The 23,929-nt window shown below is 60.2% G+C and carries 20 protein-coding genes and 1 pseudogene; 8 read left to right on the forward strand and 13 right to left on the reverse strand.

The features are described from left to right. Nucleotides 1-27 precede the first annotated feature (27 nt). The 5 genes from ACQ4MY_RS16730 to ACQ4MY_RS16750 form a co-directional block, all read right to left on the reverse strand. Complete coding sequence (locus tag ACQ4MY_RS16730) at nt 28-3,045, reverse strand: sarcosine oxidase subunit alpha (RefSeq protein WP_160042124.1); 3,018 nt, start codon at nt 3,043-3,045, stop codon at nt 28-30. Continuing rightward, nucleotides 3,042-3,371 (reverse strand): sarcosine oxidase subunit delta, encoded by a 330-nt coding sequence (locus ACQ4MY_RS16735; RefSeq protein ID WP_016986286.1) that lies wholly within the window; start codon nt 3,369-3,371, stop codon nt 3,042-3,044. Before ACQ4MY_RS16735 ends, ACQ4MY_RS16730 begins: the two co-directional genes overlap by 4 nt. Before the next feature lie 13 nt (nt 3,372-3,384). After that, nucleotides 3,385-4,635 carry a sarcosine oxidase subunit beta gene (locus ACQ4MY_RS16740; RefSeq protein WP_440095873.1) on the reverse strand — a complete coding sequence of 417 codons (1,251 nt, stop codon included), beginning with the start codon at nt 4,633-4,635 and terminating at the stop codon, nt 3,385-3,387. Nucleotides 4,636-4,655: 20 nt separating this feature from the next. Then, nucleotides 4,656-5,909, reverse strand: coding sequence for a serine hydroxymethyltransferase (locus ACQ4MY_RS16745; protein WP_008086924.1), 1,254 nt, complete (start codon nt 5,907-5,909; stop codon nt 4,656-4,658). A gap of 285 nt (nt 5,910-6,194) precedes the next feature. Then, complete coding sequence (locus tag ACQ4MY_RS16750; RefSeq protein ID WP_440095874.1) at nt 6,195-6,905, reverse strand: TraX family protein; 711 nt, start codon at nt 6,903-6,905, stop codon at nt 6,195-6,197. A gap of 126 nt (nt 6,906-7,031) precedes the next feature. Here ACQ4MY_RS16750 and ACQ4MY_RS16755 point away from each other — a divergent pair, with 126 nt between their 5' ends. The 3 genes and pseudogenes from ACQ4MY_RS16755 to ACQ4MY_RS16765 all read left to right on the forward strand — a co-directional run bounded on the left by ACQ4MY_RS16755 (nt 7,032) and on the right by ACQ4MY_RS16765 (nt 9,915). Beyond that, nucleotides 7,032-8,072 (forward strand): threonine aldolase family protein, encoded by a 1,041-nt coding sequence (locus ACQ4MY_RS16755; protein ID WP_064119210.1) that lies wholly within the window; start codon nt 7,032-7,034, stop codon nt 8,070-8,072. A gap of 304 nt (nt 8,073-8,376) precedes the next feature. Further along, nucleotides 8,377-8,911, forward strand: a pseudogene (locus ACQ4MY_RS16760) (REP-associated tyrosine transposase). Between the two features lie 179 nt (nt 8,912-9,090). Then, entirely contained in the window at nt 9,091-9,915 is an 825-nt protein-coding gene (locus ACQ4MY_RS16765) for an SDR family oxidoreductase (RefSeq protein ID WP_440095875.1), read from the forward strand. 100 nt (nt 9,916-10,015) lie between these two features. On the opposite strand, the gene gbcB is transcribed toward ACQ4MY_RS16765, so the two are convergent. Then, nucleotides 10,016-11,116, reverse strand: a complete 1,101-nt coding sequence (gene gbcB, locus ACQ4MY_RS16770) for a glycine-betaine demethylase subunit GbcB (RefSeq protein ID WP_007911227.1) — start codon at nt 11,114-11,116, stop codon at nt 10,016-10,018. Between the two features lie 297 nt (nt 11,117-11,413). Between gbcB and gbcA the strand changes: the two genes are divergently transcribed. After that, complete coding sequence (gene gbcA / locus ACQ4MY_RS16775) at nt 11,414-12,709, forward strand: glycine-betaine demethylase subunit GbcA (RefSeq protein ID WP_008083155.1); 1,296 nt, start codon at nt 11,414-11,416, stop codon at nt 12,707-12,709. A 755-nt stretch (nt 12,710-13,464) separates the two neighbouring features. Here the strand turns inward: gbcA and ACQ4MY_RS16780 are convergent. The 7 genes from ACQ4MY_RS16780 to ACQ4MY_RS16810 all read right to left on the reverse strand — a co-directional run bounded on the left by ACQ4MY_RS16780 (nt 13,465) and on the right by ACQ4MY_RS16810 (nt 21,961). Next, the gene (locus tag ACQ4MY_RS16780) at nt 13,465-14,031 is read right to left on the reverse strand and encodes an N-acetyltransferase family protein (protein WP_440095876.1); all 567 of its coding nucleotides are present in this window, start codon (nt 14,029-14,031) and stop codon (nt 13,465-13,467) included. Between the two features lie 154 nt (nt 14,032-14,185). Continuing rightward, the gene (etfB, locus tag ACQ4MY_RS16785; RefSeq protein WP_440095877.1) at nt 14,186-14,956 is read right to left on the reverse strand and encodes an electron transfer flavoprotein subunit beta; all 771 of its coding nucleotides are present in this window, start codon (nt 14,954-14,956) and stop codon (nt 14,186-14,188) included. A 9-nt stretch (nt 14,957-14,965) separates the two neighbouring features. After that, nucleotides 14,966-16,186 carry an electron transfer flavoprotein subunit alpha gene (etfA, locus tag ACQ4MY_RS16790; protein ID WP_440095878.1) on the reverse strand — a complete coding sequence of 407 codons (1,221 nt, stop codon included), beginning with the start codon at nt 16,184-16,186 and terminating at the stop codon, nt 14,966-14,968. Next, the gene (gene dgcB / locus ACQ4MY_RS16795) at nt 16,186-18,135 is read right to left on the reverse strand and encodes a dimethylglycine demethylation protein DgcB (RefSeq protein ID WP_440095879.1); all 1,950 of its coding nucleotides are present in this window, start codon (nt 18,133-18,135) and stop codon (nt 16,186-16,188) included. Before dgcB ends, etfA begins: the two co-directional genes overlap by 1 nt. Before the next feature lie 163 nt (nt 18,136-18,298). Further along, a complete protein-coding gene (gene dgcA, locus ACQ4MY_RS16800) occupies nt 18,299-20,359 on the reverse strand; it encodes a dimethylglycine demethylation protein DgcA (RefSeq protein ID WP_440095881.1) in 2,061 nt (686 codons plus the stop codon). A gap of 15 nt (nt 20,360-20,374) precedes the next feature. Beyond that, complete coding sequence (locus tag ACQ4MY_RS16805) at nt 20,375-20,905, reverse strand: DUF5943 domain-containing protein (protein WP_008083165.1); 531 nt, start codon at nt 20,903-20,905, stop codon at nt 20,375-20,377. A 78-nt stretch (nt 20,906-20,983) separates the two neighbouring features. Further along, nucleotides 20,984-21,961 carry a dipeptidase gene (locus ACQ4MY_RS16810; protein WP_008083166.1) on the reverse strand — a complete coding sequence of 326 codons (978 nt, stop codon included), beginning with the start codon at nt 21,959-21,961 and terminating at the stop codon, nt 20,984-20,986. Between the two features lie 234 nt (nt 21,962-22,195). On the opposite strand from ACQ4MY_RS16810, the gene ACQ4MY_RS16815 reads away from it, so the two are divergent. From ACQ4MY_RS16815 to ACQ4MY_RS16830, 4 genes are all read left to right on the forward strand, one after another. Further along, nucleotides 22,196-22,597, forward strand: a complete 402-nt coding sequence (locus tag ACQ4MY_RS16815; protein WP_008083168.1) for a lysozyme inhibitor LprI family protein — start codon at nt 22,196-22,198, stop codon at nt 22,595-22,597. A gap of 212 nt (nt 22,598-22,809) precedes the next feature. Next, nucleotides 22,810-23,064, forward strand: coding sequence for a type II toxin-antitoxin system RelE family toxin (locus ACQ4MY_RS16820; RefSeq protein ID WP_008083170.1), 255 nt, complete (start codon nt 22,810-22,812; stop codon nt 23,062-23,064). Beyond that, the gene (locus ACQ4MY_RS16825; protein ID WP_008083171.1) at nt 23,048-23,371 is read left to right on the forward strand and encodes a helix-turn-helix domain-containing protein; all 324 of its coding nucleotides are present in this window, start codon (nt 23,048-23,050) and stop codon (nt 23,369-23,371) included. Before ACQ4MY_RS16820 ends, ACQ4MY_RS16825 begins: the two co-directional genes overlap by 17 nt. 29 nt (nt 23,372-23,400) lie before the next feature. After that, a complete protein-coding gene (locus ACQ4MY_RS16830) occupies nt 23,401-23,817 on the forward strand; it encodes a DUF3010 family protein (protein ID WP_440095883.1) in 417 nt (138 codons plus the stop codon). Nucleotides 23,818-23,929 lie beyond the last annotated feature (112 nt).

Here is a 23,929-nt window from a genome sequence, read left to right on the forward strand (position 1 = left end):
CAACTGCACTCCCCAGGCGCCGAACCATCAAATATTCTGGCGATCACCCTTCGGATCGAAGAACACCGAAGACACGATTTCCGCCTCGATCACGCTGCCATCGGCCAGCGGTGCAAACACCCGCTCACCGAGGCGCTTCAGACCGCCCTTGACCACACCCATGGCAAACGAATAGCCGAGGGAGTTGTGCGCGTAACTGGAAGTCACGTGGCCGACCATGGTCATCGGAATCGCCTGTTTGGTGTTGAACACCAGTTGCGCACCTTCCGGCAGCCACACGTTCGGGTCGATCGGCTTCAGACCGACCAGTTGCTTACGCTGATCCTTCACGCAGTCTTCACGGTTCATGCCACGCTGGCCGATCCACGAAAACGGTTTGGTGCGACCGACGCACCAGCCCATGTTCAAGTCGTCCGGGGTCATCGAGCCGTCAGTGTCCTGACCAACGATGATGAAACCCTTCTCGGCGCGCAGGACGTGCATGGTTTCAGTGCCGTACGGGGTCAGGTTGTACTGCTTGCCGGCCTCGACGATTTTCTCCAGCACGCCCATCGCATAGTCGGCCTGCACGTTGACTTCGTACGACAGCTCACCGGTGAACGAGATACGGAACACCCGCGCCGGCACGTCGCCGACCAGACCTTCTTTCCAGGTCATGAACGGGAACGCTTCGTTGCTCAGATCAATGTCGGTCACGGCGCTGAGCAGCTTGCGGCTGTTCGGCCCCGACAGGGTCATGGTCGCCCAGTGGTCGGTGACGGACGTGAAGTAGACCTTCATGTCCGGCCATTCGGTCTGGTGGTACAGCTCCAGCCATTGCAGCACGCGCGCCGCGCCGCCAGTGGTGGTGGTCATGACGAAATGGTTGTCGGCCAGACACGCCGTGACACCGTCGTCGAAGACCATGCCGTCTTCTTTGCACATCAAACCGTAGCGAGCCTTGCCCACGTCGAGCTTGGTCCAGGCGTTGGTGTACACGCGGTTGAGGAACTCGCGGGCATCCGGACCCTGGATGTCGATCTTGCCGAGGGTCGAGGCGTCGAGCAGGCCGACGCTGTCGCGCACGGCTTTGCATTCGCGCTTCACCGCTGCATGCAGGTCTTCACCGTTTTTCGGGAAGTACCATGGACGTTTCCACTGACCGACGTCTTCAAACTCGGCGCCGTTCTTCACGTGCCAGGCATGCAGGGCGGTGTGACGCACCGGTTCGAAGATGTGCCCACAGTGACGACCGGCCACGGCGCCAAAAGTCACCGGCGTGTAGTTCGGACGGAACATCGTGGTGCCCATCTGCGGGATGGTCACGTTCAGCGAGCGGGCGGCGATGGCCAGACCGTTGACGTTGCCGAGCTTGCCCTGATCGGTGCCGAAGCCCAGCGCGGTATAGCGTTTGACGTGTTCGACCGACTCGAAACCTTCACGAGTTGCCAGCTCAATGGCAGCAGCGGTCACGTCGTTTTGCAGGTCGACGAATTGCTTCGGCGCCCGTGCGGTGTTCTTTTCATGCGGCACCTGGAACAGCGCCAGCGTCGGTTCTTCGTGACGGCTCAGGGCTTTCGGCAGCACGCCTTCGACAGTCTGGAAACCGGCTTCAGCGGCAGCGCGCACGCCACCTTCAAAACCGTCAGCCAGCGAATCGCCGAGACCGTAAACACCGTTGATGCCACCGACGCACACGCGTTTCTGCGGTGCTTCGCCCGGTACGAAACCGAGGATGTCTTCGCGCCAGGTCGGCTTGCCACCGAGGTGCGAAGCCAGGTGAACAACCGGGCTGTAACCGCCGGAACTGGCAACCACATCGCAGTCGAGCCACTCGCCAGGACTGGTCACGGCGTGCGCTTTGACATCGATCGCGGCAACGCGGGCAGCGGTGACGCGTTTGCTGCCACGGGCCTCGATCACGGCGCTGCCAGTGAGAATCCGAATACCTTTGGCACGGGCTTCTTCTACCAATGCACCACGCGGATTGCTGCGCGCATCGGCGATGGCCACCACTTGCAGACTGGCGTCGAGCCAATCCAGCGCGACGCGATAGGCGTGATCGTTGTTGGTGCTGAGAACAAGCTTCTTGCCCGGTGCCACGCCATAACGGCGCACGTAAGTCGACACCGCACCGGCCAGCATGTTGCCCGGCACATCGTTGTTGCCGTAGACCAGCGGACGCTCGCAAGCACCGGTCGCCAGCACCACTCGCTTGGCGCGGACACGGTGAATGCGCTGACGCACCTGACCAATCGGCGCACGGTCACCGAGGTGATCGGTGAGACGTTCGTGAATGGTCAGGAAGTTGTGGTCGTGGTAACCGTTGACCGTGGCGCGCGGCAACAGCAGCACGTCCGGGGTGTTCTTCAATTCGGTGATGACACTGGCGACCCAGTCCATCGCCGGTTTGCCGTCGAGACTTTCGCGCGAGTCGAGCAGGCTGCCGCCGAACTCTTCCTGCTCGTCCGCCAGAATCACTCGGGCACCGCTGCGCGCCGCCGCCAGTGCAGCGGCGAGACCGGCCGGGCCAGCGCCGACGATCAGCACGTCGCAGTGCTGGTTCATGTAGTCGTAAGTGTCCGGATCGACTTCGGTCGGCGAACGGCCCAGACCGGCAGCCTTGCGAATGTACTTCTCGTAGGTCATCCAGAACGACTGCGGATACATGAAGGTTTTGTAGTAGAAACCCGGCGGCATCAGCTTGCCGCCGACTTTGCCGAGAATGCCCATCATGTCGTTGTTGACGCTCGGCCAGCCGTTGGTGCTGGTCGCGACCAGACCTTGATACAGCGCCTGCTGCGTGGCGCGCACGTTGGGGATTTGTGTAGCTTCGGTAGCGCCGATCTGCAGCACCGCGTTCGGCTCTTCGGCACCGGCGGCGAAGATGCCGCGCGGACGCGAATACTTGAAGCTGCGGCCAATGATGTCGACGCCGTTGGCGATCAGCGCGGCGGCCAGCGAGTCACCCTCGAAGCCTTTGTAGCTCTGACCGTTGAAGGTGAAGCTCAGCACTTTGTTGCGGTCGATCCGTCCACCGTTGGACAGGCGATTGGTCTGGCTCATACCTTCTCTCCCAGCGCCGTCGTGGCTGTTTTCGCCGTATCAGCCTTGTCGGTGAATTGCGGCTTGGTGCCGATCTTGTAGGTTTCGAGAATCTCGTAGGTCACGGTGTCGCGGGTGACGTTGAAGTACTGGCGGCAACCGGCGACGTGATCCCACAACTCGTGGTGCAGACCGCGCGGGTTATCGCGGAAGAACATGTAGTCGCCCCACTCCTCGTCGGTGCAGGCGCCAGGGTCGAGCGGGCGCGGAATGTGCGCCTGACCGGATGCGTGGAATTCCTCTTCGGAGCGCAGTTCGCCGCAGTGAGGACAGAAGATATGCAACATGGGATTTCTCCTGTTAGTGGGCAACCGCAGCAGCGCCGTGTTCATCGATCAACGCACCGTTGTGGAAACGGTCGATGGAGAAAGGTGCGGCCAACGGGTGCATTTCACCCTTGGCCAGACTCGCGGCAAACACGTTGCCCGAGCCAGGAGTTGCCTTGAAGCCACCGGTGCCCCAACCGCAGTTGAAGAACATGTTCGGTACCGGGGCTTTCGAAATGATCGGGCACGCGTCCGGCGTGGTGTCGACGATGCCACCCCACTGACGGTTCATGCGTACGCGCGACAACACCGGGAACATCTCGACGATAGCCTGAATGGTGTGCTCGATCACCGGGTACGAACCGCGCTGGCCGTAGCCGTTGTAGCCGTCGATACCGGCGCCGATCACCAGGTCGCCCTTGTCGGACTGGCTGATGTAACCGTGCACGGCGTTGGACATGATCACGCTGTCGATAATCGGCTTGATCGGCTCGGACACCAGCGCTTGCAGGGGGTGGGATTCGATCGGCAGACGGAAACCGGCGAGCTTGGCCATGTGTCCGGAGTTACCGGCCGTGACCACGCCGACGCGCTTGGCGCCGATAAAACCCTTGTTGGTTTCAACGCCGATGCACACGCCGTTTTCCTTGCGGAAACCGATCACTTCGGTCTGCTGAATCAAGTCCACGCCCAAGGCGTCGGCGGCACGGGCAAAGCCCCAGGCCACGGCATCGTGACGGGCGACGCCGCCGCGACGTTGAACGGTGGCGCCCATCACTGGGTAGCGGGTGTTTTTCGAGCAGTCGAGGTACGGAATCTCGTCAGCCACTTGCTTGGCGTTGAGCAGCTCACCGTCGACGCCGTTGAGGCGGTTGGCGCTGACCCGACGCTCGGAATCACGAATGTCCTGCAGGGTGTGGCACAGGTTATAGACGCCGCGCTGGGAGAACATCACGTTGTAGTTGAGGTCCTGCGACAGGCCTTCCCACAATTTCATCGCGTGTTCGTAAAGATGCGCCGACTCGTCCCACAGGTAGTTGGAGCGCACGATGGTGGTGTTGCGCGCAGTGTTACCGCCGCCCAGCCAGCCCTTCTCGACCACGGCGACGTTGGTGATGCCGTGTTCTTTCGCCAGATAGTAGGCAGTCGCCAGACCGTGCCCGCCGCCGCCGACGATGACCACGTCGTAGACCTTTTTCGGCGTCGGCGTGCGCCACATGCGCTGCCAGTTTTCGTGGTGGCTGAGAGAGTGTTTGAAGAGGCCGAAGCCCGAATAGCGTTGCATAGTCAGTTACTCCAGAACACTCAGCGATAAACCGGGAAGTCCGCGCACAGGGCCGACACTTGCTGGGCAACATTGGCCTCGACATCGGCATCACCGAGGTTGTCGAGGATGTCGCAGATCCAGCCGGCCAACACTTCGCACTGGGTCACCTTGAAACCGCGCGTAGTGACGGCCGGGGTGCCGATGCGCAGGCCCGAGGTCACGAACGGCGATTGCGGGTCGTTCGGCACGGCGTTCTTGTTGACGGTGATGTGTGCACGGCCAAGGGCGGCGTCAGCGTCTTTGCCGGTCAGGCCCTGACGGATCAGGCTGACCAGGAACAAATGGTTATCGGTGCCGCCGGACACTACATCGTAGCCACGTTTGATAAATACGCTGGCCATCGCCTGAGCGTTGTCGATCACTTGTTGCTGATAAGCCTTGAAGCCTGGCTCCAGCGCTTCCTTGAAGCACACGGCTTTACCGGCGATGACGTGCATCAGCGGGCCGCCCTGAGCGCCGGGGAACACGGCAGCGTTGAGCTTCTTCTCGATCTCTTCGTTGGACTTGGCCAGGATCAAGCCGCCACGTGGACCGCGCAGGGTTTTGTGCGTGGTGGTGGTGACCACGTCGGCGTACGGCAGCGGGTTCGGGTACAGACCGGCGGCAACCAGACCGGCAACGTGGGCCATGTCGACGAAGAGCAGCGCGCCGACCTTGTCAGCGATCTGACGGAAGCGCGGGAAGTCCAGGGTCTTCGAGTAAGCGGAGAAACCGGCGACGATCATTTTCGGCTTGGATTCGACGGCGAGACGCTCGACTTCGTCGTAATCGATCAGCCCGGTGTCGGTGTTGATGCCGTACTGAACAGCGTTGTAGAGCTTGCCCGAGGACGACACTTTGGCGCCGTGGGTCAGGTGACCGCCGTGGGCCAGGCTCATGCCGAGAATGGTGTCGCCCGGCTGGATCAGCGCCAGGTAAACAGCGCTGTTGGCCGAGGAACCGGAGTGTGGCTGGACGTTAGCGTAATCGGCGCCGAACAGTTGTTTGGCGCGTTCGATGGCCAGTGCTTCGACTTTATCGACGTGCTCGCAGCCACCGTAGTAGCGCTTGCCCGGATAGCCTTCGGCGTATTTGTTGGTCAGGCCGCTGCCTTGCGCTTCCATCACGCGTTTGCTGGTGTAGTTCTCCGACGCGATCAGCTCGATGTGATCTTCCTGACGTTGCTCCTCGGCATTCATCGCCGCCAGCAGTGCATCGTCGTAACCCTGGATCTGGTCTTGCTTGCTGAACATCGCGTCTCTCCCAGCGGCATCTGTGCGCCATTCGTCTCGGTAAGGCACTGGCAATCACGGCAGTGCCCTTTGATGCCGATGGTATGACCGGCGCAGACAGCTCAAATGCCTGCGCGCGCCACGCAAAGGTGCGTTTACGACATGGCCGGAAATGCCATTGCCAGACTCGATCTCGAAAACACTGGAGAACCCTGTGGGAGCTGGCTTGCCAGCGATGGCGGCGGCACATCCGGCATTGATGGTGGCTGACCCACCGCTATCGCTGGCAAGCCAGCTCCCACAGGGTTATGCGGCGACCTGGCGGATAAGTAGTAGCAGGAAGAAATGTGTGGGGTAGAGGGCGTAAGCCCAACGGCGCATCGGTGGCGGCTGCAGGTGTCGCCCATGTCGCAACAGGAACATTCCGAGCATTGGCGCAAACAGACAAATGACAATCCCAAGGATCGCAACACTACTGCCGAACCTCGCCGAGTCGTACAGCACTTGCCATTGATTGGCGGCGAGACAAATCAATCCCGACAGCACGCTGAAATACCACGGACGGCGAAACACCAGCAGCATCGCCAACGGCAGCAATACCCCGAAGAAGCCGAACATCAGTCGCTCCGGAAACACAGCGGCCAGCGCCAGTGCGGCGACGCCCAACAATCGCGCCATGATCGAGGGGTCCTGCCACGCACGCGCCACGAGCAATCCCAGCGCCAGCGTCGGCAGCACATTCAGTGTATTGGGATCGGGAATGAACAGCCGGTACGGAATCTCGCTCACCAGGCTGAACAGCAACAACCAACCCAGATACCGCCATTCCATCCTCCGCGAACCATCGCGCGAAAGATTCGCCGCCATCGCCAGGCAAAACCACGGAAACGCCAACCGCCCCGGCACGTACAGCCAATCGGCGGAGAACCCGACATATCGCAGGTGATCGAGCAACATGCTCAGCAGCGCCAGCCACTTGAGCAGATCCAGCGCGCTGTCGCGTTTAGTCAGGTGCATAATCGGCCTGCGTCCATGTAATGTTCTGACAGCGACATCCCGTGTGCTCCCCGGAAGATCTTCGGTAAAGTGCGCACCATCATTGACCACGAGCCTTCACAAGAGTCTCGACCACGGAAGCCGGCCATGACCGACAAGAGCCAACAATTCGCCAGCGACAACTACTCCGGTATCTGCCCTGAAGCCTGGGCTGCGATGGAGCAGGCCAACCACGGCCACCAGCGCGCTTATGGCGACGATGAATGGACTGCACGCGCGTCCGACCATTTCCGCAAACTGTTCGAAACCGACTGCGAAGTATTCTTCGCCTTCAACGGCACCGCCGCCAACTCGCTGGCCCTGTCGTCGCTGTGCCAGAGTTACCACAGCGTGATCTGCTCGGAAACCGCTCACGTCGAAACCGACGAATGCGGCGCCCCGGAATTCTTCTCCAACGGCTCGAAACTGCTGATCGCCGGCACTGAAAACGGCAAGATCACCCCGCAGTCGATCCGCGAAGTCGCGCTCAAGCGCCAAGACATCCACTACCCGAAACCGCGCGTGGTCACCCTGACCCAAGCCACTGAAGTCGGCAGCGTCTACACCCCGGAAGAAGTCCGCGCCATCAGCGCCACTTGCAAGGAGTTGGGCCTGCACCTGCACATGGACGGCGCGCGCTTCTCCAACGCTTGCGCCTTCCTCGGCTGCTCGCCAGCGGATCTGACCTGGAAGGCCGGTGTCGATGTGCTGTGCTTCGGCGGCACGAAAAACGGCATGGCCGTGGGTGAAGCGATTCTGTTCTTCAACCACAAGCTGGCGGAAGATTTCGACTACCGCTGCAAACAGGCCGGGCAACTGGCGTCGAAAATGCGCTTCCTCTCGGCACCGTGGGTCGGCATTCTCGAAACCGACGCCTGGCTGAAATACGCGCGCCACGCCAACCACTGCGCGCAATTACTCGCGGAACTGGTTAGCGACATTCCCGGCGTCGAACTGATGTTCCCGGTGCAGGCTAACGGCGTGTTCCTGCAACTGTCGGAACCGGCCATCGCCGCCCTGACCGCGAAGAACTGGCGCTTCTACACCTTCATCGGCAAGGGCGGCGCACGCTTCATGTGCTCGTGGGACACCGAAGAAGAACGCGTCCGCGAACTGGCGCGCGACATCCGCGAAGTCATGTCCGCCTGACCTGACTCCTGCGCACTGATCGTTCCCACGCTCCGCGTGGGAATGCCTCCCGGGACGCTCCGCGTTCCAGCCCCACATGCTAAACACCGCTATGACGCGGAGCGTCAGTGGCTGCATTCCCACGCGGAGCGTGGGAACGATCTTCGGTCGGGAATGACTTTTCCCAACGGCACTTCAGACTTCTCTGCTAGCGCGATCACTTCGTCCGCCTCACCCTGATCGTTCCCACGCTCTGCGTGGTAACGCCTCCCGGGACGCTCCGCGTTCCATTCCCGTCGCACCGCAAGATTCAAGGAAGAATCCCATGGGCCGCAGCCGCTACACCATTACTGAAACCGACAAACCGCATTTCCTGACTTGCACGATCATGGAATGGTTACCGCTGTTCATCCGCCCCTACATCGTCGACCACCTGCTCAACTGCTGGCGTTATCAACAGACCCACCATGACTTGAAGCTGTACGGCTACGTGATTCTGGAAAACCATCTTCACTTCGTCGCTCAGGCGCCCGACCTGAGTAAATGCCTCAGCCAATTCAAATCTTTCACCGCGCGTCAAATCTATCGATGATCTGCAAAGCAAAGGTGCCGACAAAGCTCTGCAACGCCTGCGCTTTAGCAAACGCGCGCATAAGCAGGATCGGGTTTACCAGTTGTGGCAGGAAGGCTCCCACGCAGAGATGGTTTATAGCGAATCGGTGATGCGCCAGAAGCTTGAATACATCCACAACAATCCAGTGAAACGCGGGTATGTGGACTTGCCGGAGCATTGGCGTTATTCGAGTGCCAGGGACTACGCGGGAATGCCGGGGCTAATTGAGGTTCAGTACTGGTATTGAATGGGACGCAGAGCGTCCCGGGCTGCATTCCCACGCAGAGCGTAGGAACGAGCAAATTGAGTCCGCCTGACCTTGATCGTTCCCACGCGGAGCGTGGGAACGATCAAAATTGCGTTGCCTCTTGGTCTACATTGTCTGTCGAGCCCTCCGCTCACATAACAATAAGCAGGAGCATCGGCATGTCGTTACAAGGCAAAACCCTGTTCATCACCGGCGCCAGCCGTGGCATTGGCCGTGAGATTGCGCTGCGTGCCGCGAGGGACGGGGCCAATATCGTGATTGCGGCGAAGAGCGCCGAACCCCACGCCAAATTGCCCGGCACCATCCACAGCGTCGCCGCCGAAGTCGAAGCGGCGGGTGGCAAGGCGTTGGCGTTGCAGGTGGATGTACGTGATGAGGACGGCGTACGCCGGGCTCTCGCCCAGGCCAACGAACATTTCGGCGCGATCGATGCGCTGGTGAACAACGCCGGGGCGATCAAGTTGACCGGTGTGCAGCACGTCGAACTCAAACGTTTCGACCTGATGCACCAGATCAACACCCGCGCGGTGCTGCTGTGCAGCCAGGCCGCCCTGCCCTATCTGAAAAAATCCGCCGGGCACATTCTCAACCTGTCGCCACCGCTGAATCTGGCGAGCAAGTGGTTTGCACAGTTCAGCCCTTACACCGTGACCAAGTACGGCATGAGCATGCTGACGCTGGGGATGAGTGAGGAGTTCGCCGGTTACGGCATCAGCGTCAATTCGCTGTGGCCGCAGACGATGATTGCCACGGCGGCGATTGAGTTTCAGTTGGGGAACCGGGAGTCGTTCAAGCAGGCGCGAACGCCAGCGATCATGGCGGAAGCGGCTCATGTGATTTTGGATAGCAGCGGACGGCAGATTACCGGGCGGTTGTTGATTGATGAGGAGATTTTGCGCGAGAGCGGCATGACCGAGTTCAATCACTACCGCTTTGAACCGGACAGCACCGCACCCCTGATGCCCGACCTGTTCATCGACTGAACACAACCCATGTAGGAGCTGCCGAAGGCTGCGATCTTTTGATCTTCAAAAACAAGATCAAAAGATCGCAGCCTTCGGCAGCTCCTACATAGGGATCCCGTTAGAAATCGATACGGACGTCGCCTTTAGGCACGCTGCAGCACGACAGAATGAACCCCTCGGCCTCGTCGTCCTCGGTAATCCCGCCGTTGTGCTCCATCTCCACTTCGCCCCCCAGCTTGAGCACCTTGCACGTCCCGCAAATCCCCATGCCGCAGGCTTTCGGGATCATCAGGCCAAGCTTGGCCGCCGCCGCATGCACAGTCTCACCCGGGGCCACACGAATGCTCTTGCCGGACGAGGTGAACTCGACCTGATGCAGATCCGCCGCATCGATCTCCGGCGCATCCGCTGCCTGTTCGGCTTGCTCCACCGCATCGGCACGCGCTTCTGGTGGCGTCGCACCGAAGGATTCTTCGTGATAACGCGACATGTCATACCCGGCCACTTCCAGCAGGCGCTTGACCGCGTTCATATACGGCGTCGGGCCGCAGCAGAACACTTCGCGCTCAAGGAAGTCCGGCACCATCAGCTCAAGCATCTTGTGGTTCAGGTAACCGCGATAACCGGCCCACGGCTCACCCAAGCCATGCTTCTCGCAGATCAGGTGCAGGCTGAAGTTGTCGATCCGCGACGCCATGTGTTCCAGCTCGCGGTGGTAAATGATGTCTTTCGGCGAGCGCGCGCTGTGGATAAAGGTCATGTCGACGTTGGCGTTGGTGTCGTAAAACCAGCGCGCCATCGACATGCACGGCGTGATACCGACGCCGCCGCTCAGATAGAGGACTTTCGGGCTCGGGAAGTCGATGGCATTGAACAGCCCGACCGGCCCGTGCACCGCCAATTCCTGCCCTTCATGCAGCGTGTCGTGCAACCAGTTCGAAACCTTGCCCCCCGGCACCCGTTTGATCGTCACCGAAAAGCTGTACGGCACCGACGGCGAACTGGAAATGGTGTACGAGCGCATGATCGGCTGGCCTTCGATTTCCAGTTCCAGGGTCACGAACTGCCCGGGCTTGAAGAAGAACAGGATCGGCTGGTCGGCCATAAAGCAGAAGGTGCGCACGTCCCAGGTTTCCTGGATGACTTTGACGCAACGGACGATGTGTCGGCCATTGGCCCAGGTCTGGGTGGTGACCGGATTCAGGAAGCTGTTGGACATGCTGTTCTCCACGGCCGACTGTCGGCCTCATGTCGGCGATTCTGCGTATAGCGCGAACCGCCCGTTTACCTATCCGCGACATCGGCATACTTATCGCGACCAGCCCCCAACCACCGGGGGTTGCGCGTCGGGAACAGATTGCACCATGTCGCCCATGGATAAGGTTCCGCCCCGCGCCGGCCCCACACTCGCCCCAACACCAAGACAGCTTCTTTACACCTTGCGTAGCAACCGTTAGCAGCACACCTGATCAGCCACTTTTCGCCGGCCACGCAGATGGCCATGAGGATCACATCGATGGACGTCACCGCAAAAATCAGCCTGGGCGATCCGCTGGAACCCGCACGCAAGGCCACCGCACAAATGCTCCAGGAGCGCGAGCGGACGTTTTCGCTGCCACAACCGTTTTACAGCGATGAACGACTCTTCGATATCGACATGCAGGAGATCTTCCAGAAAGAGTGGTTGATCGCCGGCATGACCTGCGAGATCCCGGCGAAAGGCAACTACCTGACACTGCAGATCGGCAAGAACCCGATCATCGTCATTCGTGGCGCTGAAGGCGTGGTCCATGCCTTCCACAACGTCTGCCGCCACCGTGGCTCGCGCCTGTGCACCAGTGAAAAAGGCAAGGTCGCCAAACTGGTCTGCCATTACCACCAGTGGACGTACGAGCTGGACGGTCGCCTGCTGTTCGCCGGCACCGAAATGGGCGCCGACTTCGACATGAAGCAGTACGGCCTCAAACCAGTGAACGTGAAGACCGCCGGCGGCTACATCTTTATCAGCCTGGCGGAGAATCCACCGGCCATTGATGACTTCCTGTCGACGCTGAACCATTACATGGAACCGTACGACATGGAGAACACCAAGGTGGCGATCACCACCACCTTGATGGAAAAGGCCAACTGGAAACTGGTGCTGGAAAACAACCGCGAGTGCTACCACTGCAACGCGTCGCACCCGGAACTGCTGAAAACCCTGCTGGAATGGGACGACGTCACCGATCCGCGCGCCGATCAGGCGTTCAAGGATCACGTCGCCGCCTCTGCCGCGGCCTGGGAGGCCGAGAAGATTCCTTATGCCCACGCCAGTTTCGGCCTGCGCAACCGCATCGTGCGCATGCCGTTGCTCAAGGGCACCGTGTCGATGACCCTCGACGGCAAACAGGGTTGCGCGAAACTGATGGGCCGGATCAAGAACCCGGACCTCGGTTCGATGCGCATCCTGCACCTGCCGCACTCGTGGAACCACTGCATGGGCGACCACATCATCGTCTTCACGGTGTGGCCGATCAGCGCGCAGGAAACCATGGTCACCACCAAGTGGATCGTGCACAAGGACGCGGTCGAGGGCGTGGATTACGACGTCGAGCGCATGCGTCAGGTGTGGGATGCGACCAATGATCAGGATCGGCGCCTCGCTGAGGAGAACCAGCGCGGGATCAACTCGACGGCGTATCAGCCTGGGCCTTATTCCAAGACCTATGAGTTTGGTGTGGTCAACTTCGTGGATTGGTACAGCGAGCGCTTGCTGAACAACCTTGGGGCCGAGCCTGCGCCTTACCTCAAAGGTGTCCCGGTTCAGGGCTGAGCAAGATCAAAAGATCGCAGCCTTCGGCAGCTCCTACAGGTGGAATGCGTTCCCCTGTAGGAGTGAGCCTGCTCGCGATAGCTATCTCACATTCACCACATCCCTAAACCTTGATTGCACAATTTCTGATCAACCACCCCGCACCCCATACCCACCAAGCCCCCCAGCCTTCAGCAAACAAGTTATCCACACACCAACCCACAGCAAATGGGGACAACTGTTGATGATTCGAAAAATATCCCACTGATTTGCAAAGAAAAACCGTGACTTATCCAGAAGTACTGTTTTGAAAACACATTGATCGCTTTTTGATCAACAGCCTGCAAGCCACGCCATTCGTGGCGTTTAGCGGATGGCAAACACCTTATCCACAGAAGCGCCAACAGAGATCGGGGGTAACTTTACGCCTGCTGTGGAAAAGCCCTGAAGACTGCGAAATATCAGGCTCTACGGGCAATTCATCGGATAGAAAACGCAAATTGATCAGTTATTGATCAACTCTCTGAAAGCCACGTTTTATATAGCTCTCATGGGTTAGCGAACATCTTATCCACAGAAGCGCCAACAGAGATCGGGGGTAACTTACGCAGTTATCCCGCAGAAAAACCCCATAAAAACCGTAACTTAGGTTGGTTGTTTTTTGATCTGCGGCCTGCAAGCCACGGCGGACATGACTTGCAGCGAAGGGCGAACACGTTATCCACAGACTGACCAACAGGGATTGTGTGTAAACCCTCGTCAGTGGATAACCGAGTTCATGCTCGGTGCATCAGATAGGCCTCGCCCGTCACCCGGATCATCGGATGCGGAACCACTTGGCAGGTTTTGACGATGCCGAAGCCATGCCGCTCATAGAAGCGGCGGGCGCCGGTGTTGGCGGCGTAGTCGATCAGGCTCAGGCCTTTAAGCGCCAGTTGCTCAGCACGCGCCTGGGCATGTTGGAGGAACTGCACGCCCAAGCCCAGATTGCGCCAGCCCTCATGCAGCGCCAGGCTGGAGATGTACAACGAATCCGGCACTTCCATATCGGCATACGGTGCCAGCACCGGATCGGTGGGCGGCGTTGGCTCGGGATCTTCGCGCATGGCGTAGCTGTGCATCATGCCAACAACCTGACCTGCAGCCTCGGCGATCAGGCAGTTCTGCCAAGAGAAATCCACGTCGTCGCGGGCATAACGTCGCTCGCCGACATCCAGCAGCGCCTCCCCAGGCTCGGCCAACTGGCTCCAGATGTAATCCGAGGCGCCCTCCGAGGAAATCTGAAACAAACGCGCAATGTCGCGCGCATCCGTGCGCCGGGCAGGTCGAAACTCAACGGTCATTCACATTATTCCTATGGCAAACCCACCAACCTGTAGGAGCTGACGAGTGCAACGAGGCTGCGATCTTTTGATCTTGGTATTTGAAAACAAGATCAAAAGATCGCAGCCTCGTTGCACTCGTCAGCTCCTACAGAGATTTGGGGGGTGTCGGGTGTCAGCGGACCACGCCTTCTTCGATAAGGAGTTTGAGGATGGCTTCGGCGCCGGCCTGTGGGGTGACGCCTTTGAGCACTTGCCCACCGCCGCCACTGGCTTTGGCGGTCGCGGCTTTCATGCGGTCGGCGCCGCTTTTGGCTTTGATCACTTTCAGGCGTTTAGGCCTTGGTTTGGCCGGTTGCAGGGTGGCTACAGACAGGAGTTCATCGTCAACAACCTCGACGTCGTCAGCCTCCAATACGCCACGCCGCGCCGGGCCGTAGGCGCTCTGCCGAGGTTTCGGCGCAGCGTTATCCACAGTCGCGAGGAACGGCAGCTTCACCTTCAACCGTCGCCGCTGACCACGCGGCAAGGCTTGCAGCACCAGCGCCGAGCCGTCGCTAATCGACTCGACCTGCGCCAGCCCAACCACCAGCGGCCAGCCCAGCCCCTCGGCCAACAGGAACGGCAACATCCCCGAACCTTCACCGGTTTCCGCCTGGCTGCCGGTCAGCACCACTTGCGCACCGGCATCACGCAGATACGCGGTCAACGCTGGCAAGGCATCGGCGCCAGCGGGCTGCTCCAGCACATGCATCTGCTCCAGGCCCATGCCCAGATAGGCGCGCAGTGCCGGTTCCGCCACGTCGCCGGCGTGCAGCACTTGCAGGTTATCCCCAGCCAGTTGCAGGCCCAACTCCACGGCGCGCGCGTCCTGGTCGGCGCGACGCGGGCGACCGGAAGTCGGGTGGGCGCCGATTGAAACCAGACTGATAACTTTCGTGTTCATCGCGTTTCCTTAGGCCGCATCGCGCTTGGATTCATTGCGGTAAGCCGAAACGGCTTCGATCAACGCTTGCAGAATCGCCGCGCTCTCGCCGATCACCGAGAGGTCGGCACGCTTGATCATGTCGCAACCCGGATCGAGATTGATCGCCACCACCTTGTCGCAGGCGCCAATACCTTGCAGATGCTGGATCGCCCCGGAGATACCCACAGCCACATAGACCCGCGCGGTGACCCAGGTGCCCGACGCGCCGACCTGACGATCACGCGCCATGAAGCCATCGTCCACCGCGACCCGCGAGGCGCCTTCGGTAGCACCGAGCGCCGCCGCCGTTGCGTGGAACAGCTGCCAGTCCTTGACGCCGTTGCCGCCGGAGAAAATGAATTCGGCTTCGGCCATCGGAATCGCCGCCGGATCTACTGCTACGGCACCGAGATCTTCGATTCGCGACAGGCTGCGCGCGACGCTTGTGGATAACTCCACCGGCAAGGCTTCATGACGGGTTTCGCTGACCGGCTCGGCGCATTCGGCGGCAGCCAGAATCAACCGCGCAACCGGCCGGGCAAGGTCTTGCAGCCCAGCGCCAGCGCGGCCGATGCACTCTTGATCCTTGACCTGCCAGACCCGTGTGGCCGGGCGCTCGCCGAGTGCCGCCGCAAAGCGTCGACCGAGTTCGCCGCCACCGCTGCGACTGTCTGGCAATAGCCAGTGGCGCGGATTGAACTGGTTATCCACAGCGCGCAGACCCTGTACCCGTTGCTCCGGTGCATAACCGCTGAATTCTTCACCTTCAAGCACCAGCAAGCGATCCACCCCGGCAGTGGCGAAAGCATTTTCCTTGTGCTCGCCAAAGACCACCGCCAATACGGCGCCGTCCTGGCCAGCGAGTTGATGGGCAAGGCCGAGCAAGTCACGGTCGTGGCTGCTCAAGCGGCCACCGACCATGTCCGGCACCACGTTGATATAGAACGCCGGGGCCGGCACTTGATGCAGCGGCAATTGCACTTCAACAGTCGCCGAACGTTTGACCGCACCGCCCTGTTGCGCGCCACTGCGATCGATACGTTTGATGCCATTGGGGCCGATAAAACCGATGCCGTGCAGATTCTTGCGGATGACGCCATTCGGCCCCATCCAGCTGTGTTGCGCCGGTTGCATCGCCGCGTGCAGCGGGTGCAGGCGGTTACGCGCAATCCATTCAGCGCGCGGGTCGCGGCGGATAATGTCGCTCATCAGTGGGCCTCCGCAGGTTCACGTTTGGCCGGGGTCGCAGGCTTGCTCGGCGCGGCGTCTTCAAGCAGCGCGTCGGCGACCAGTTCGGCAATGTCCTTGATCAGCGGACGCGGTTCGACCACGCCTTCGAGCATCGCCGTGCACTGTGGACAACCCACGGCTACCAGTTCGGCGCCGGTCTCGCGGATGTCTTCCATGCGCATGTCGGGAATCCGCTGCTTGCCCGGAATGTCAGTGATCGGCGCCCCGCCGCCGCCGCCGCAGCAGCGCGAACGGAAGCCGGAACGTTGCATCTCTTTGACTTCGATGCCGAGCGCACGCAGCACTTCACGCGGCGCTTCGTACTCGCCGTTGTAGCGACCGAGGTAGCACGGATCGTGATAGGTCACGCTGTTGCCTTTGTGCTGGCCAAGATTCAGCGCGCCGGCCTGAATGATTTCCGCCATGTAGGTGCTGTGGTGCTGCACCAGGTAGTTGCCGTCGAACGCGCCGTACTCGTTTTTCAGCACGTGAAAGCTGTGCGGATCGCAGGTGACGATGCGGTTGAAGCTGTATTTGCCCAGGGTCTGGATGTTGCGTTTGGCGAGCAACTGGAAGGTTGCTTCGTCGCCCAAACGGCGCGCTACGTCGCCGCTGTCACGCTCTTCAAGACCAAGCACGGCGAAGTCGATTTTCGCCGCTTTCAGCACTTTGACGAAGGCGCGCAGAGTGCGTTGGTTGCGCATGTCGAACGCGCCGTCGCCAACCCAGAACAGCACGTCGGTGGATTTCTTTTCGCTGAGCAGATTGAGGTTCAAGTCCGCCGCCCAGTTCATCCGCCCGCCCGGAGCGAAACCACCGGGGTTGTCAGTAGCGATGAGATTTTCGAGGACTTCGGCGCCCTTGTTCGGGGTCACGCCTCTCTCCAGGGTCAGGTGACGGCGCATGTCGACGATGGCATCGACGTGCTCGATCATCATCGGGCATTCCTCGACGCAGGCGCGGCAGGTGGTGCACGACCACAGGGTTTCGGCGTCGACCAGACCGTTGACGATCGGTTGATGCGGATTGCCGCTGTGTTCGCCAATGGGTTTGCCGGGATACGGGCTGCCGGCGAATCTTGCATCGGTGCCGCCCGCGAGGCCGACGACCATGTCCTGAATCAGCTTTTTCGGGTTCAGTGGCTGGCCGGCGGCGAAGGCCGGGCATGCAGCTTCGCACTTGCCGCACTGCACGCAGGCGTCAAAACCGAGCAACTGGTTCCAGGTGAAATCTACGGGTTTCTCAACACCCAACGGCGCTGACGGATCATCGAGATCCAAAGGCTTCAGGCCCGTGGAACGACCGCCGCCAAAGCGTTCAGCGCGACGGTGCCAAGCCAGGTGCAAAGCACCGGCAAAGGCGTGTTTCATCGGCCCGCCCCAGGTCATGCCGAAGAACAGTTCCGACACGCCCCACAACACACCGATCCCCAAGATGGCCGCGAGCACCCAGCCACCGAAGTTCTCTGGCAGGATTCCGGCAACGGGCAAAGTCAGCAAAAAGAACGACGCCGAGAATGCCAACAAGCTTTTCGGCAGGCGCATCCACGGGCCTTTCGAGAGCCGCGCTGGCGGGTTGCGCCGACGCAGATAAACGAAGATCGCGCCAACGAACATCACTGCCGTCATCAGCAGCAGCGCGTAGCCGAGAATGCGGTTGTGCAAGCCGAAACCGTGCACCAGCAGCGCCAGTACAATCGACGCCACCGCACCGCCGGCCGTGGCCACGTGCGTGTTGGCGATGTATTTGTCCCGCGCGACGACATGGTGCAAATCGACCATGTAACGTTTGGGCATGGCGAACAGGCCGCCGATCAGATCGACCTTCGAGGCCCGGCCCCGGCGCCACATGGCCACCCGCCGCAACGCGCCGAGGACACCAAGGCCGATAGCTGCGAACAACAGGATTGGAAGAAGGGTGTTCAACATGGTGAAGCTCCCACCAGTACAACCTGGAGAAACACGGCGTTCAATGATCGTTCCCACGCTCTGCGTGGGAATGCATCCCGGGACGCTCCGCGTCCCAAGCGGACGCAGAGCGTCCATTGCGGCATTCCCACGCAGAGCGTGGGAACGATCGGTTCACTAGCCCTTAGAAATCCTTGCAGAGCCGCAGGGCGTCATAGATCGCGGCGTGGGTATTGCGCTGCGCCACGCAGTCGCCGATGCGGAACAGCAAGTAGCCGTCGCCCGTCTCGCTCAGCGAAGGTTGCGGCTGGATCGCGAACAACGCTTCGACGTCGATCTGGCCCTTGTTGCGCGAACCCTCTTTGAGCGCGTAGTAGATTTCCTCATCCGGACGCACGCCGTTCTCCACCACCACCTGGTCGACCACCCGTTCCTCTTTGGCGCCGGTGTATTCGTTTTCCAGTACCGCGACCAGTTTGTCGCCTTCGCGGTAGACCTTTTCCAGCATCATGTCGCCGGTCATGATCACTTCTTTCGGGTACATGCTGCGGTAGTAGGTCGGGAACGACGTACCGCCGATGGCCACGCCCGGTTTGATGTCGTCGGTGACGATCTCGACCTGGCTGCCCTTGTCGGCGAGGAAGTCGGCGACCGACATCCCGGTGAACTCGCAGATGGTGTCGTAGACCAGCACGTTCTTGCCCGGCGCGACCTTGCCGTCGAGCACGTCCCAGCTGCTGACCACCAGCCCTTCGGCGGCGCCCCAGTGTTCGTTCTGTTCCAGATACGGATGCCCGCCGACCGCCAGCACCACTACGTCCGGACGCAAGTCCATGATGGTGTCGGCATCAGCCGCCGTGCCCAGGCGCAGATCGACTTTCAGCCGCGCCAGCTCCAGCTGGAACCAGCGGGTGATGCCGGCGATCTGGTCGCGCTGCGGCGCTTTCGAGGCGGTGGTGATTTGCCCGCCGATAAATTCTTTCTTCTCGAACAGGGTCACGTCGTGGCCACGCTCGGCGGCAACGCGTGCCGCTTCCATGCCGGCCGGGCCGGCACCGACGATGACCACTTTGCGTTTCGGCCCGGTGGATTTCTCGATGATGTGCGGCACGCCCATGTATTCACGGGAGGTCGCGGCGTTCTGGATGCACAGCACGTCCAGACCTTGGTACTGGCGGTCGATGCAATAGTTGGCGCCGACGCACTGTTTGATCTGGTCGATCTGGCCCATCTTGATCTTGGCGATCAGGTGCGGGTCAGCGATGTGCGCGCGGGTCATGCCGACCATGTCGACGTAACCGCCTTCAAGAATCCGCGTAGCCTGGTTCGGGTCCTTGATGTTCTGTGCGTGCAGCACCGGCACCTTGACCACGTCCTTGATCCCGGCGGCCAGATGCAGGAACGGCTCCGGTGGATAACTCATGTTCGGAATCACGTTGGCCAGGGTGTTGTGGGTGTCACAACCCGAGCCGACGACGCCGATGAAGTCGAGCATGCCGGTGTCGTCGTAATACTTGGCGATCTGCTTCATGTCCTCGTGGGACAAACCGTCCGGGTGGAACTCGTCACCGCACAGACGCATGCCCACGCAAAAATCGTCACCGACCTCGGCGCGCACGGCTTTCAGCACTTCCAGACCGAACTTCATCCGGCCTTCGAAGGTGCCGCCCCATTCGTCGGTACGCTTGTTGACGCGCGGGCTCCAGAACTGGTCGATCATGTGCTGGTGCACCGCCGACAGTTCAACGCCGTCAAGACCACCGGCCTTGGCCCGGCGCGCGGCCTGGGCGTAGTTGCCGATGACCCGCCAGATTTCTTCCGGCTCGATGGTTTTGCAGGTGGCGCGGTGTACCGGCTCACGGATCCCCGACGGCGACATCAGGGTCGGCCAGTTGAAGCCGTCCCAGCGCGAGCGCCGGCCCATGTGGGTAATCTGAATCATGATCTTGGCGCCATGCTTGTGCATGGCGTCGGCCAGATTCTGGAAGTGCGGGATGATTCGGTCGGTCGACAGGTTGACCGAGCTCCACCACTCCTGCGGGCTGTCGATGGCGACCACGGAGGAGCCGCCACAGATCGCCAGGCCGATGCCGCCCTTGGCTTTCTCTTCGTAATACTTGACGTAGCGGTCGGTGGTCATGCCACCGTCAGTCGCGTAGACCTCGGCGTGCGCGGTGCTGAGCACGCGGTTGCGGATGGTCAGTTTGCCGATCTGGATCGGCTGGAACATTGCTTCGAAAGCCATGGCACGGTCCTCGGCTTACAACGGCTTGACGGTGAACAAGCCGTCATCGTGGCCCTCTTCGGAGCCTCCGTAGACTTGTTCGGCGACAGTGCGAATCTTGCTGCCACGGGCTTCAAGAATCTGATCCATGGCCCCGGCAAACCAACCGGTGAACATGTAATCGACCTTGCGCCCGACCTTGCCGTAGACGTAGACGAACGCCGAGTGTTCGAGCTTGACGCTGGCGGTGCCTTTGTCGAGGTCGATGTCCTGGATCTTGAACAGGCCCCAGCCGCGTTGCGACAGGCGTTTCATGTAGTGCTCGAACACCGCGACGCCTTCCAGGCCGTGGCATTCGGCTTCTTTTTCGCACCAGTGCCAAGCAGATTTGTAGCCGGCCTTGTAGAGGATTTCTGCGTAGGCCTCAGCGCCCAAAACCTCTTCGATGCCCATGTGGTTGTTGACGAAGAAGTGACGCGGCACGTAGAGCATCGGCAGGGCGTCGGAGGTCCAGACACCGGTCTCGCTGTCGACTTCGATTGGCAATTGCGGGGCGATCTTGGCCATGGAAACTTAACTCCAGAAAATTTTGTGTGTTGCCCCCGGCGCGGACGGCCGGGGGAAAGGATTCAGAAGTGCGGTGGCTTATTCGCCCCAGACATCCTTGAGGACGTTGACCCAGTTTTCGCCCATGATCTTGCGCACCACGCGCTCGGGATGGCCGCGCTTGAGCAGGGTTTCGGTCAGGTTGGGGAACTCGCCGACGGTGCGAATGCCCAGCGGGTTGATGATCTTGCCGAAGCTGGTCAGACGACGGGCGTAGCCCTTGTCGTGGGTCAGGTATTCGAAGAAGTCCTGCCCGTGACCCTGGGTGAAGTCGGTGCCGATACCGATGGCGTCTTCGCCGACGATGTTCATCACATATTCGATCGCTTCGGCGTAGTCGTCGATGGTCGAATCGATGCCCTTGGCGAGGAACGGCGCGAACATGGTCACGCCGACAAAACCGCCGTGGTCGGCAATGAACTTCAATTCTTCATCGGACTTGTTGCGCGGGTGCTCTTTCAGGCCCGACGGCAGGCAGTGGGAATAGCACACCGGTTTTTTCGATTCGAGGATGACTTCTTCAGAAGTCTTGGAACCAACGTGAGACAGGTCGCACATGACGCCGACGCGGTTCATCTCGGCGACGATTTCGCGGCCGAAACCCGACAGGCCACCGTCACGCTCGTAGCAACCGGTGCCGACCAGATTCTGGGTGTTGTAGCACATCTGCACGATGCCGACGCCGAGCTGCTTGAACACCTCGACATAGCCGATCTGGTCTTCAAAGGCGTGGGCATTCTGGAAGCCGAAAAGGATGCCGGTCTTGCCCTGCTCCTTGGCTTTGCGGATGTCGGCGGTGGTGCGCACCGGCATCACCAGGTCGCTGTTGTCGCGGATCAGCTTCTGGCTGGCAGCGATGTTGTTCACGGTCGCCTGAAAGCCTTCCCACACCGACACAGTGCAGTTGGCCGCCGTCAGACCGCCCTTGCGCATGTCTTCAAACAGCTCGCGGTTCCATTTGGCAATGATCAGACCGTCGATAACGATGCTGTCGGCGTGTAATTCGGCTGGGCTCATCAGGCGTCCCCTTATTGGCGATTCATGCGCCGAATCGTCTGCCGGCGCTTTGGGGCCAGCATATGCCTCGGTGCCGGGGCGACCGGGTGCAAAAACGACAGGGGAATTGCCGAAAGCGTCAATCCGCGACAAAGGGTCGCCAGACGCTCCGATCAGCTACCTGTTCAAGCCCGCAAGCTTGAGCCAGAATCTCCGGCATCTTGGAAACACCACTGGATTAGAGCGGCGACAACAATGAAATCGATCTTCCTGGCTTTGGCTTTGATTGCGACCGGCGTACACGCCGCCGAAGAATCCGACAACAACCCCTGCGACGCCGTCGAAAACGACGTCCAGACCCTGGAATGCTCGACCTACAGCCGCACGACCGCCGAAGACCTGCTCAAGGACAACTACGCCAGCCTGACCGAACGCATGCAGACCGCCTACGGCAAAAACGCCACGCAACTGGCGGATATCACCGCCAAACTCAAAACCGCACAGCAGCAGTGGCTGAAGACGCGGGATGCGGATTGCGCGGTTGAGGCATTCCCGGCTACGGCGGGGAGCAAGGCGTTCACGATCGCGCAGAATGACTGCGTGGCGCGGATGAGTGATGAGCGGTCGGAGTTTTTGGAGTCGATTGGGCAGGAATAGTCTTAAGTACTCCGATGAAAGCGGGACTCGCTCTCTGCTTTCATCGCGTCAATCTCCTCTTCCTACAATAGATACCGTGCCTGCCTACACGTATTGCGTGAATGCCTTTATCTGAGGGGTTCTCACGCAATACGCTGACATCTGTTTCCAGTTGGCCAACCGAAAAATATAAGTAAAGATTCGCCAATCTTATAAAAGACTTATATTCTTCCATGAACAGCATCCACTGGACTCGAAAGGCCGTTAAGCAACTACTGAAATTGCACTGCGTTCATCAAGGACAGGTTCGTGATGCCATCACGGCGCTCGCTGACATGCCTGATGTCGGCAACGTCAAATCATTGGTTGGACATGAATACGCTTACCGACTGCGAGTCGGCAATTATCGGGTCATGTTCGACTGGGACGGCGCAATCAAAGTGGTCAGTATTCAAGAGGTCAAAAAACGCGATGAACGCACCTACTGACATCCAAATAATCAACGACGCCGAGGGCAAACCGGCCTTCGTGGTCATTCCCTATGCGCAATACGTTGCACAGAAAGTAAAACCTGATCTGATCCCCCATGAGGTGGTTAGCCGCATGGTCGACGGGGCGACACCGATTCGGGCCTGGCGCGAATATCTAAACCTGACGCAAGAAGAAGTCGCCAACCGCATGGGCATTTCGCAACCGGCGTTTGCTCAACAGGAAGCGGTGTCCAAGCCTCGTAAAGCGACACGCGAGAAAATTGCAGCGGCGTTCGGCATCACCGCCAATCAGCTTGAGCTGTAAGCTGCGCCCTTCACTTCAAGGAATTCCCCATGAACATCTGCGGCATTGAAATCAAAGGCAGCGAAGCGATCATCGCCGTGGCCGCTCTCGACGGTTCGGCCTTGAGCCACGTTCCCCTTGCCACCAAGAAGATCGCCCTCGAAGAGGATGACGAAGCGGCCAACGTGAAGTTGTTCGCGGCGCAGGTGGCGTCGTTTGTGCGGGAGAACTCGATTGATCGGATTGCGATCAAGAAGCGCAGCAAGAAGGGTGAGTTTGCTGGTGGGCCGACGACGTTCAAGATTGAGGGGATTTTGCAGTTGCTTGACGGCTGTGAGGTGACGTTGTTGTCGCCGCAGACGATCAATGCGCAGGCGAAGAAGCACAATTTTGAACTGCCGGGGACGTTGAACAAGTATCAGCATGAGGCTTATAAGGCGGCGTGTTCGGCGCTGGTGAAGAAGTAACCCGATTCCCGAAATCACCTTGGAACCTGTGGGAGCGGGCTTGCCCGCGATGGCGGTGTGTCAGGCAATAACAATGTTGGATGTGCTGGCCTCATCGCGGGCAAGCCCGCTC

It is taken from the genome of Pseudomonas sp. SM4 (assembly GCF_051913165.1).
Classification (GTDB): Bacteria; Pseudomonadota; Gammaproteobacteria; order Pseudomonadales; family Pseudomonadaceae; genus Aquipseudomonas.